The organism is Halorubrum sp. Atlit-28R, from assembly GCF_003665955.1.
Lineage (GTDB): Archaea > Halobacteriota > Halobacteria > Halobacteriales > Haloferacaceae > Halorubrum > Halorubrum tropicale.
Map to the genome: position 1 here is coordinate 1 of NZ_QPLS01000184.1, position 482 is coordinate 482.

Annotated in this window: 1 protein-coding gene; it reads left to right on the forward strand. The window is 51.5% G+C overall.

The genetic code is table 11. The annotated features are described in order from the left end of the window. A partial coding sequence (locus DVK06_RS19455) for a hypothetical protein (protein WP_233561805.1) occupies window positions 1-429 on the forward strand: 429 nt, incomplete at its 5' end. Window positions 430-482: the final 53 nt, after the last annotated feature.

The window sequence follows — 482 nt, forward strand, 5'->3', positions numbered from 1 at the left end:
AGCATGACAATGCGTTGGATAGTGCAGCATCCTTATGCAAGTGCGGCGGCAGGCGCAGCTGTCGCCTTGGTAGGAACGCGCTCAGCAAAAACCGCGATTTCCCACCGATCGAGCCAGCCAAATCGGTCGCTGCACAGCCGATCAGCGTATTTGCTACCTGAAACTTCGCGCGAGGTATCGGGCACGCGACGTACTGCACGCACCAGAAGCACGGACTTCCAAGCAAATAACAGTACGTCGAAATCGGCAGTGCTGGCTCGGAATCTATTTACCGGCCTGGCGACGGCAGCAGCAATGCTTCTGCGCGATCCGCGCAAAATGCAGGTAGCAGCCAATGCATTTTCGACGGTCACGAAATTTGTTCAGTCACGACGAACACGCCGTCCGAACAAAAATCAGGCGCAAGTAGTTCGTACCAAAGAGCTGTAAAAAGAACTCTATTTTTATAAATTAATCTGAGAGGAAAATCATGAAAAAGCTAA